This window comes from Methanolobus sp., assembly GCF_030682845.1.
GTDB lineage: Archaea > Halobacteriota > Methanosarcinia > Methanosarcinales > Methanosarcinaceae > Methanolobus.
The window spans coordinates 1-9,643 of sequence record NZ_JAUXNK010000035.1 but is presented as its reverse complement, the minus strand read 5'-3'; the positions used below and the strand labels follow the sequence as shown (position 1 = coordinate 9,643).

General features: G+C 47.3%; 12 protein-coding genes and 1 tRNA gene. 6 read left to right on the top strand and 7 right to left on the bottom strand.

Annotated elements, in window-relative coordinates:
* From Q8J68_RS03510 to Q8J68_RS03500, 3 genes are all read left to right on the top strand, one after another.
* On the top strand, positions 1-352 hold a 352-nt coding region (locus Q8J68_RS03510; protein WP_305310165.1), incomplete at its 5' end, for a DUF1538 family protein.
* Complete coding sequence (locus Q8J68_RS03505; protein WP_305310164.1) at positions 345-722, top strand: P-II family nitrogen regulator; 378 nt, start codon at positions 345-347, stop codon at positions 720-722. The genes Q8J68_RS03510 and Q8J68_RS03505, both read left to right, overlap by 8 nt.
* A gap of 66 nt (positions 723-788) precedes the next feature.
* On the top strand, positions 789-1,226 hold the full coding sequence (locus Q8J68_RS03500) for a universal stress protein (protein WP_305310163.1): 438 nt from the start codon (positions 789-791) through the stop codon (positions 1,224-1,226).
* A 196-nt stretch (positions 1,227-1,422) separates the two neighbouring features.
* Here Q8J68_RS03500 and Q8J68_RS03495 read toward each other — a convergent pair.
* The 5 genes from Q8J68_RS03495 to Q8J68_RS03475 form a co-directional block, all read right to left on the bottom strand.
* Positions 1,423-1,496: transfer RNA gene (locus tag Q8J68_RS03495), tRNA-Val, on the bottom strand.
* A gap of 166 nt (positions 1,497-1,662) precedes the next feature.
* Positions 1,663-2,124 carry a pyridoxamine 5'-phosphate oxidase family protein gene (locus tag Q8J68_RS03490; RefSeq protein ID WP_305310162.1) on the bottom strand — a complete coding sequence of 154 codons (462 nt, stop codon included), beginning with the start codon at positions 2,122-2,124 and terminating at the stop codon, positions 1,663-1,665.
* 44 nt (positions 2,125-2,168) lie between these two features.
* Complete coding sequence (locus tag Q8J68_RS03485) at positions 2,169-2,471, bottom strand: Dabb family protein (RefSeq protein WP_305310161.1); 303 nt, start codon at positions 2,469-2,471, stop codon at positions 2,169-2,171.
* Between the two features lie 217 nt (positions 2,472-2,688).
* Entirely contained in the window at positions 2,689-3,711 is a 1,023-nt protein-coding gene (locus Q8J68_RS03480; protein ID WP_305310160.1) for a phosphate uptake regulator PhoU, read from the bottom strand.
* Between the two features lie 64 nt (positions 3,712-3,775).
* Complete coding sequence (locus Q8J68_RS03475; RefSeq protein ID WP_305310159.1) at positions 3,776-4,885, bottom strand: substrate-binding domain-containing protein; 1,110 nt, start codon at positions 4,883-4,885, stop codon at positions 3,776-3,778.
* A gap of 444 nt (positions 4,886-5,329) precedes the next feature.
* Here Q8J68_RS03475 and Q8J68_RS03470 point away from each other — a divergent pair, with 444 nt between their 5' ends.
* The 3 genes from Q8J68_RS03470 to Q8J68_RS03460 all read left to right on the top strand — a co-directional run bounded on the left by Q8J68_RS03470 (position 5,330) and on the right by Q8J68_RS03460 (position 7,777).
* Positions 5,330-5,950, top strand: a complete 621-nt coding sequence (locus Q8J68_RS03470) for a magnesium transporter (RefSeq protein ID WP_305310158.1) — start codon at positions 5,330-5,332, stop codon at positions 5,948-5,950.
* Positions 5,947-6,504 carry a magnesium transporter gene (locus tag Q8J68_RS03465; RefSeq protein ID WP_305310157.1) on the top strand — a complete coding sequence of 186 codons (558 nt, stop codon included), beginning with the start codon at positions 5,947-5,949 and terminating at the stop codon, positions 6,502-6,504. Before Q8J68_RS03470 ends, Q8J68_RS03465 begins: the two co-directional genes overlap by 4 nt.
* A 61-nt stretch (positions 6,505-6,565) precedes the next feature.
* The gene (locus Q8J68_RS03460; protein WP_305310156.1) at positions 6,566-7,777 is read left to right on the top strand and encodes a potassium channel family protein; all 1,212 of its coding nucleotides are present in this window, start codon (positions 6,566-6,568) and stop codon (positions 7,775-7,777) included.
* 24 nt (positions 7,778-7,801) lie between these two features.
* Here the strand turns inward: Q8J68_RS03460 and rpiA are convergent, their stop codons facing one another.
* Together rpiA and aspS are read right to left on the bottom strand one after the other, a co-directional pair.
* Positions 7,802-8,497: a ribose-5-phosphate isomerase RpiA gene (rpiA, locus tag Q8J68_RS03455; RefSeq protein WP_305310155.1), complete on the bottom strand. Its 696-nt coding sequence runs from the start codon at positions 8,495-8,497 to the stop codon at positions 7,802-7,804.
* A 16-nt stretch (positions 8,498-8,513) separates the two neighbouring features.
* Positions 8,514-9,643: aspartate--tRNA(Asn) ligase (gene aspS, locus Q8J68_RS03450; RefSeq protein WP_305310154.1), on the bottom strand; the 1,130-nt coding region annotated here is incomplete at its 5' end.

Below are 9,643 nucleotides of genomic sequence, written 5' to 3'. Positions count from 1 at the left end.
CACGCTGTCAATAAGTGTAGCAGTGTTCGTTTCCATAGGAATGGCCAAACTGGTGTATGGGATTCCCTTCCTTTACATTATTGTACCAGGCTATCTTCTTGCTATAGTGCTGATGTGGCTTTCGGATAAGGATTTCATAGCCATTGCCTTTGACGCGGGAGGAGTAGCTACAGGCCCCATGGCCGTCACTTTCCTCATGTCCATGGCTGTCGGCGTGGCATCAGCCAAGGAGGGCAGGGATCCCGTTGTTGATGGTTTCGGTATGATAGCACTCATAGCGCTGGCACCCATCATCTTTGTAATGCTTTTAGGCGTATATATACGATATATTGGAGGTAAAAATAATGTCTGATGAAAATGACCTAGTCCTTATAGTAACGATAGTGAAAAAAGGGTGGGGTGACAAGGTTGTAAAAGCATCTAGGAAAGCAGGTGCCAAGGGTGGAACGATTGTCTTTGGGCGCGGTACAGGAGTCCATGAGAACAAGAGTCTTCTTGGCATGCTGATTGAACCGGAAAAAGAAGTTGTACTTACATTGGCTGAGTCTGCAAATACAGATGCCATTATAGAAAAGATCAATGAAGACGTGAGTCTTAATAAACCGGGAACTGGACTGGGATTCGTGGTCCCTCTTGAAAGGGTATTCGGGACAGCCCATGTGATCTGTGACCTGCATCAAAATTGCGAACTCCATGTACTGGAAGACGAAGATGATTCATGAGAATGATCTAATGCGAAATTTAAGAAACAAAATATGATTGTTTAAAGTATGATCTGGGGGTATAACATGTGCACGATAATCAGAAAGATAATGATAGCTACAGATGGTTCGGAAAACTCCATGAATGCGATAGATTGTGGTATTGGACTCGCAAAGGCAAACGCTGCCGATGTTAAAGCCGTTTATGTCATTCCTTCTGGTAATACCCCCGTTATGCTTGGCGATATATGGTTAAAGGCATTGGATGATAAGTTAAAAGAAGAAGGTCTTAAGGCCACCGAATATGTAGTAGCGGTAGGTAAAAGTCATGGGGTGCACGTGGAGCCTTTGGTGATCAGTGCAAAGACCCCTCGTGATGGAATCATTGATTTTGCCAGAGAAAACAACATAGATCTCATAGTTATGGGAACTTTAGGAAGGACAGGATTCAGCCGTGTATTACTTGGCAGTGTTGCAGAAAGCGTAGTTAGATATTCTAAAAAAAGAGTGCTTGTTGTTCCATAAGCCATTTTTTTGGCATTTATCAGCGTGAAGCAAGAAGACCCCCGGTTTTAACCGGTAGTAGTTCACTATGAGTGTTTATCCTATATGTTGGCAAGTTAGCCATATAATACTAACGAGATAATTCTGAGCTAGAATCCCGTATAAAGGTGTTAGAACAGAAGTTAGAAACGATAGCAGAAGCCTTAGAAAAGTTAAGTGGGCCCGAGGAGATTCGAACTCCTGACCCCCGCCGTGTAAAGGCGATGTCATAACCGGCTAGACCACGGGCCCATGTGTGCAAATTCAATGCCCGCAACAGGAAAATTACGAGCAACCCCTTAATGTAACTAGTTGTATATATTCCTTTTTGGTCAACTAGATGTGACTTTTATAGTGGGGACCGGCGGGCCTTTACAGATATCAAAGAACACATCAAGGTAAAATAAGAAAAGCCGACTCAGTAACCTGACTTCTTCCCAGTCATCTCAGTTATCCGGATCATTATGACAACGACTTTCTCCAGGGAATCCTCAGAAAAGGAGAAGTCTCCCCTTCCTGCATACTTTTCCATGATGATGCGCAATGCCTCGGCTTTTCCTGCTGCATCCTCGATGATACTTGCATTACCCCAGCCGATGATGCTGTAAAATCTCATACCCCAGTTACATGCTGCTCCCGGGGATACGATCTCTGTCCTGTGGTCTACTTCAAAGCACACCAGCGGGTTTGCCCTGATAATGTCCAGCTTTTTTCCTTCAAGGGCTGCATGCAGGTAAATAACATTATCTTTTTGTGCAAAGTTCATTGGCACCACATAGGGGATATTGTCCCTGCACAATCCCAGCCTGCAGACCGGCACCTCATCAAGTATGGACTCCATCAGGCCTGCATCATGGATCTCCTTGTCACCTCGTCTCAATTATATGCACATCCGGCCAACGATAGAGATTATGGATCAGGATCCTAAACAATATAATCGACCAGCACACGCTGTTCCCTTATCCTGGAAACGAAATCCGCAACTTTGAGATGGTCCGGATGCTCCTGGTAAACGGACAGTGCCGCTTCGTCCCTGAACTCTGAGTAAAGCACGATATCGAATGCAGCATCCGAGGGTTTCATGTTGTGCCCGACTTCCAGCAACATGATCTCAGATATCTTTCCCGGCAGGGACTCAAGCATCTCTTTCATTGCGGCTGCATTCTCATCTTTGCTTTTTCCTTCTGCATGATCTTTGAGTTTCCACATAACGATATGTTTTAGCATGATATCTTCCTTTTCCGGGACACTGCTCTAGCATCTTGGGTTTGCTTTGGCATCCCGGCGTTCATCTTTAAACTGTAAGTGCAGTATATATTAAAGAAGATATGCGTCCACACTGATGAACGAAAATCGGAGAGGATAACAGAGACAAATAAGTAGATGAGAAAAGCAGGCAAGGGAGACAAACAAGTAGAGAAGACAAATATATAGAGGGGACCAATCACAAATGTGATAGCTCGATGGATAGCCTTGCAATCTTTGATATATGGTCCCTTATACTGCAACAACTGTCAAGCATTAGCTCCGTGCGGGAAATTGTCACCATGTCAGCACCTTCCCTGAAGGCTCCTATCACGGATTCCAACTCCATGCCCCTGTAGATTATATTGTTTGCAAGTTCGCTGTCAGCGAGTTTGAACGATTCGAACGCATCCCTGAACATATCCCGGAGTGTCTGGCACAATTCAGCCATCTGTGAAGAAAACTCCGGCGTGATGTTACCATTCTCAAAATGAGAGACTATCTTTGTGATATGGTCGCCTATGCGGTCGATATCCTCGGTAGCAAGCCTGTAGTAGAATGCCTGGGTAAGATTAAGATCATCCTTTACCGAGACATTCTTCACATTCATCTTCCCGATGTACATCCGCGATACCAGGAAATAGGTGCGGTCGATCTCAATGCTCCTTGATGCCAGCTCCCTGCACAGCAAAGTATCATTCTCTTCCAGTACCCTGGCAAGGTCATCGAACATCAGGAACACAAGGGAGAACATGCGTTTTGCAGCCTTCTCAATGGTGAAATCCTCCGTGTTCAGGAGGTTCTGGATGAGTATCCTGCTGCCTGATGACTCCACAATCTCAAATCCTATAAGCCGTTTGCAAAGGTTCTTGATCATATCCCTGGTCCCTGCTGTAATCTCCGTGCCATGCACCTCTATGATGTGGCAGTTGCCAAGCACGTACAGGGCAGTAATATCCCGTTCAAGGGCTTCAATGTTCCTGTCAGCACTAATCTTCCTGACCAGATGTTCTTCCCCGACATCCGGCGGCACAAGCAACACCGACCCATCGTCCTGGTAAGAGAATCCTACCTGTGTGCCAGCAGTCAGCCTGGAACTCGTAACCCATTTTTTAGGAAGCGTAACTATGAACGTAGATTTCCCCGTGACCTGGACCTTGCGCGTATCCGTGACACCCCCTTTCCGAAAGAGCCCCACGCCGGATGGAGTAGTATTCTTCATGTTTTCTCCTTCAATAGAATAAAAAAAGAGCCGGAAAACCGGCTCATGTTCATTGTATACTATCTTAGTGGCTGTGCGATTCTTTTCCTGCTGCCCCTGAGATTTCCAGAAGGCTGAAGTATCCAGCATTGGTGTACAGGCTCATTGAAGAAGGTTGCTGTGCATAATTGATGAACAGGGCTTCAGTAGAGCTTGGCCAGCCGTTGGTGACCATGTACATGTTGTTGAGAAGGCCCAGTGGATACATTTCCGTGCCGTCACTCATCTTTTTCCCGTTAAGAGCACCTTTTACATGTGACATCATATGCTTGGTATCTTTCACACAGCCTGAGGTAATAGCGCAGGTATCGTCTTTCACACCAATGAAATGGATATCCATACCTTCCTTTTCAGCTTCAAGTGCAAATCTGAAGTCTACAAAGCCAAGTCCATTCGGATCCTTTGCAATAGCCTCTAGCATTCCACGATCGCCGGTTACTGCCACTGCCCTAGTACCTGCTATGAAGTCACCGTCGCCGTCAGCAATATATTTGGAGAATACGTATTCTGGGCCGGACCTGGTTTCAGCTCTCCTGTAGACTGTAATATTGTCAGCAGAAGCAGTCTCTAATCTGACACTTGCGTTACCGTAAGTCAGATTATGAGCATAAGTTGTACCGCCACGGAATGCATCTCCATACAGCTTTTTTAAATCGGCATTAGTTAGCTCGGACTTCCCGCTAACGAACTTTGTTCTTACCTCTTCTCCACCTATAATCACAACAGCACTGCTTCCTATCCATTGTGTCTGCAGGTCATGGTACTTATCCTTTTCAGCGTGAGTAAGTTCCCTGGAAATCAGGCCAATGTCAAGCACGCCCATGCCTACTGCTATAACACCTGCGGAGTCGCCTCCTTCTTGGACGACTATCTTGGTACCGGGACGGTCTTTCTCAAAACCGGATTTGAGGGATTCTGCCAGGGGAGCTACTGAGGTACTTCCACCTACAACAATCTGGGTTGAGGCTCCTGCGGCTGCGACCTCTGAGCTTGTTTCACTGGAGACGTCGCTTGAGAATGAGCCTAAGATCGTTCCTACTGCTGCTGCACCGGCGATTGCAACCACGATGAGCACGAGGGTTGCAACAATGGGTGAAACACCAGCTTCGTTATCGAATAGTTTTCTGAATTTCATATCGACCACTTTGTATTATATCCAACTTATTTGTAGATACCACCAATATCCGAGTATTTATCATCTGTTCCTAAGACCAGGAGAGCAGATAATAAATACAGATACTAAAGGTAGGTATGAAACAATAGGTCTATGTAGAATATATAGTCTTTGGAAAGTAATACAAACTGTTTGGGGCCAGCACAACTTTATAAAATAATATATAATTTCTAATATAGAAGTCTCTTGATTCTATTTTTATTATTACCAAGAATTCAGCTTTATTTTGGCCATGTACCAAAGGTTAATCAAGGTCATCGTGGGTGTCATTCTTTAAATTAGAAACTTCATCCGCACTCTCCCTGCAGCTAACTGGAATATGCGTGAAGCGGGCTATGGGCTATTATAAGGTTAAAAATATTAATCGACGTATCTATATATAAGAGCGAAACGTATTAGGCATCTATGCCTTCCCATGCAGGTCATGAGGAAAATGATGATAATGAATTTGTCAAAGAGTATCTTGGCGATTTTGCAAGTGTCAGGTCAATAGTACGCGAAGCTTTGCCCTTTCAGCTCATAGCGACATTCGGGGGAGTCACCTCAGGCATTATCCTTTCAGGCATGACCGATGAACTGCAGATGATACCTGGACTTATAGTGATAGCTCCGGCAGTGCTTGGGATGAGGGGAAATATCTCCTCCACTCTGGGGTCCAGGCTTGGCAGTGCCATCCACATGGGCCTTATCACTAAAATAGAACGCAATCCCGAACTCATCAACAACGTATCAGGCTCCCTGCTCCTCAGTGCCATAATGTCCTTCATACTTGGCATAATGGGACACTACATCACCATCGCATTCGGGCTGGAGAGCGCCGGTGCGCTGACACTCACACTCATAGCTGTAATTGCGGGTGTTTCCTCGGGAATTATCCTTTCTTTTGTAGCGGTCCTTCTTGCCCTTGGAATGTTCAGGTTCGGTTTTGACCCGGATAATGTGGTCACGCCTGCCATTGCCACTATAGGGGATATCGTTTCCATGCTGATGATATTCATAGCCGCAAGGGTGGTGCTTGCCCTGTGACATACTATACTGTGAGAGGGATAGTAGGGAGGAGCTTTCCCATAATCCTCTTCACCTCGATCATAGGCATACTCACCGGACAGCTGCTCAACCTGCGGATCGAGAACCTTATAGCAATGCCGATAATACTGCTCCTCATACCTGCACTCATTAAAATAGGCGGTGATACCGGCAGCATGCTGGGAGCACGCCTTTCATCGGCCCTGCACATGGGTCTTGGAGGTAACCTGCGCCATAGTCCGGTCGTACGTAATAGTGTGATTGCAGCTTTTATAGTGGGCGAGTGCGCTTTTGCCTTCCTGGCAGTAGTAGTATGGATGACAGGGGCGATACTTGGGATAGGATTGGATCTTGGAACCCTGATGATGTTATGCCTCATAGCAGGTACCTTTGAGCTTATCATCGTGTTCTCATCGACTGTCACGATAGCCTTTGTATCACACCGCCTCGGAGCCGACCCTGATGACACCGTCATCCCCCTTATAGCGACGCTTGGAGACCTGATAGGCGTCATTGGCATATTTATGACAATGCATCTGTTTGGATTCATCTAGCAAAGATTTAAAAACACTAAGAATACATGAGAAATAGTAATAATCAGCCGGTAGAAAAATTATGAGCCCTAAGGTAATAAAGTATATCCCCCGCAATCTCAAGGATCTCCTTATAGAGATGAAGAACACATCCGAACTGATGGTGGACCTCGCCTACTCTGCAATGGTGTACGATGACGAAGATATTGCAGAAGAGGTCCTCAATCTTGAAGAGAAGCTGGAGACGCTCGACTATCACATGAAGATCGCTGCCATGTTAAGCGCAAGGCGTGTGGAGGAAGCAGAGGAGATGTCAGGTGTTCTCCAGGTTGCAAGTGCATCCGGGAATATCTCCAGCGCTGCAGGCGACATTGCAAAGATAGTCCTCCTGGAAATGGGAATACCCATGGAACTGAAACTGGCACTTCGGGAAGCGGAAGAGACTATTGCAAGAGCGACTGTCAGCGAGGATTCACCCATTGCAGGCAGGACCCTTGAGGACATAGAACTCGACACAGAAACAGGCATGTGGATAATTGCCATCCGTCGCCAGGACGAGTGGATATACGATCCCAATCATGCCACCAGGGTACGAGAGGATGACGTGCTCTTTGCACGCGGACATGACGAAGGCGTACCCATCTTCATGGAGCTGGCTGCAAACCGCAAATATCTGCCAAGGGAAGTGCAGCATGAAAGGTTCCTCATAGACCTGGAGAGAGCAGTGGATATAATCGTTGAGATGAAGAACATGAGCGAGCTCTCGGTGGGACTTGCCTACTCTGCACTCCTGTTCGACAACAAGGACATAGCTCTTGAGGTTAAGGCACTTGAGGGGGAACTCGATGCCATGAAGAATGACCTTCAGCACTGGGTGCTTGAAACCGCAAAACATGTTCCGGATGTTAATCAGCTCAGAGGGCTACTGCATCTGGCCCATGCAACTGAATCAATATCCGATGCCGCATATATGATTGCGGATACCGTCCTCAGGGATATTGACCTGCACCCGGTGATCACCCTTGCGATCAGGCAGTCTGACGAGATAATTACAAAACTCGTTGTCCAGAGCTGTTCACCCATAGTCGGGAAGACTTTTGGCCAGCTCAAGCTTGAAACCGAAACAGGCATGTACATAATGGCCATCAAAAGAGGGGACAAATGGGTCTACCGTCCCAATAAGCGAACTGTTATCCAGGGAGGCGATATACTCATTACACGAGGTTCCCGCACAGGAGAAGACGCATTATTTGAAATGTGCGCCTGTCCTTTTGAAAATGAGAAAGTGTCCTGATCCCGGATCAGGGCCTTATTCTCCTTAAGACTTTTTTACTTCTACAGAGCCGTCTTTCTTACCGATGTAGACTTCATCCACATTGGTGAATATCCCGTGCTCCACAACGCCAGTGAGCTGGGACAGCGTCGCAGACAGTTGTTTCGGATCACTGATGGTGCCAAAACTTGCATCAATGACAAAGTTCCCGTTGTCCGTTATTACCGGACCGTCCTTTCTTGCAGCCATGCGAAGCTCAGGCTTGCCACCGAGCTCCATTATTTGCTTTGCTACCAGTTCCCTCGCATAGGGGAGAACTTCAATAGGTACGTAGTGTTCCAGTTTTTCGCTTACCTTGGATTCGTCGGCAACTATCACGAAGCGCTTTGCAGACCTTGAAACAACCTTCTCACGAGTATGAGCGGCTCCACCGCCTTTTATTGTGAAAAGCGATGCATCCACCTGGTCAGCGCCATCGATGGCAATATCCAGCACAGGATGCTCGGCAAGAGTTGTAAGAGTGATGCCTGCCTCTATAGCAAGCATTTCGGACTGGTAGGATGTAACCACCGCAATGATGTCCAGTCCTTCACTGACCCTCCTTCCAAGTTCTGCTATTGTGTAAGCTGTGGTGGAGCCTGTACCCAGGCCCACGACCATCCCATCCTTTACCAGATCTGCGGCTGCAATGCCTGCAGCCTTCTTTCCGGGGTTCTCCCCGCCAGTGTTCCTTTCCTTCATGGGTATCAGCCCGGGATCACGGAGATAATCTTCGCCTGTCTCTGGGGAAGAGCACAACATCACGGATGTTCTCAACACCCAGCATCGTCATGACCAGCCGGTCACATCCGATACCCCATCCGCCATGAGGAGGCATACCATACCTGAAAGCCCTCAGGTAGAAGTCAAAACCTTCCGGATTAAGTCCCTGGGATTCGATACGCTCCCTGAGCTGCTGCGGGTCATGGATACGCTGTGCACCTGAAGACAGTTCCATTGTCCTGTGCATCATATCGAAGGACTTGGAGATCTCAGGCTTGTCTTCGTAAGGCTTTGCGTAGAAAGGTTTTACCTCGGTGGGCCAGTCTATGATGAAATAGTGTGATTGGCCTGTCTCTGTGAATACATGGTTACCAATTGTATGTTCGGACAGAGTGCTGAGGTCGTCACCCCATTTCAGGGTTTCTTCGCCGTAAGAATTGACAATGGTGAGGGCCTCATCATATGTTATCTTCATAAAAGGAGTCTGTGGAACGTTCAGTTCGACCCCGAGAACCCCCAATTGTTTTGAGCAGTTGCTGACGACCTGCTCATAAACGTAAGCGACCATGTTCTCCAGTATCTCCATTACGTCAAAATGATCGCAGAAGCTTGCCTCGATATCAATGGATGTTGCTTCGTTGAGGTGCCTGCGCGTATCATGCTCCTCAGCCCTGAAGATGGGGCCTATCTCAAACACCCTGTCCAGTCCGCCGGACATAAGCATCTGCTTGAAGAGCTGCGGGCTCTGGTTAAGGAAGGCCTCCCTGTCAAAGTAAGTGATCGGGAAGAGTGATGTCCCGCCTTCTGTTGCCGTTGCCACTACCTTGGGAGTAGATGTTTCCACAAAACCGTCTTCAGAGAGGAAGCCCCTGACAGCCTTCAGGACCTCGTGCCTTATAGTGAAGACCGCGGTGGTCCTTTCCCTTCTCAGGTCCATGAACCTTGAGTCCAGACGGGTATCCAGGTCGGCATCAACCTTTCCTGTAGTGTCCATTGGCAGAGGGGAATCCGCCTCATTGAGCAGGGTTATCTTTTCAGGGATGATCTCGTAGCCATTCGGTGCCTTTGCTTCCGGCTTGACGGTACCCGTCACAGAAACAATGGACTCTCGCATAAGACCCCTTG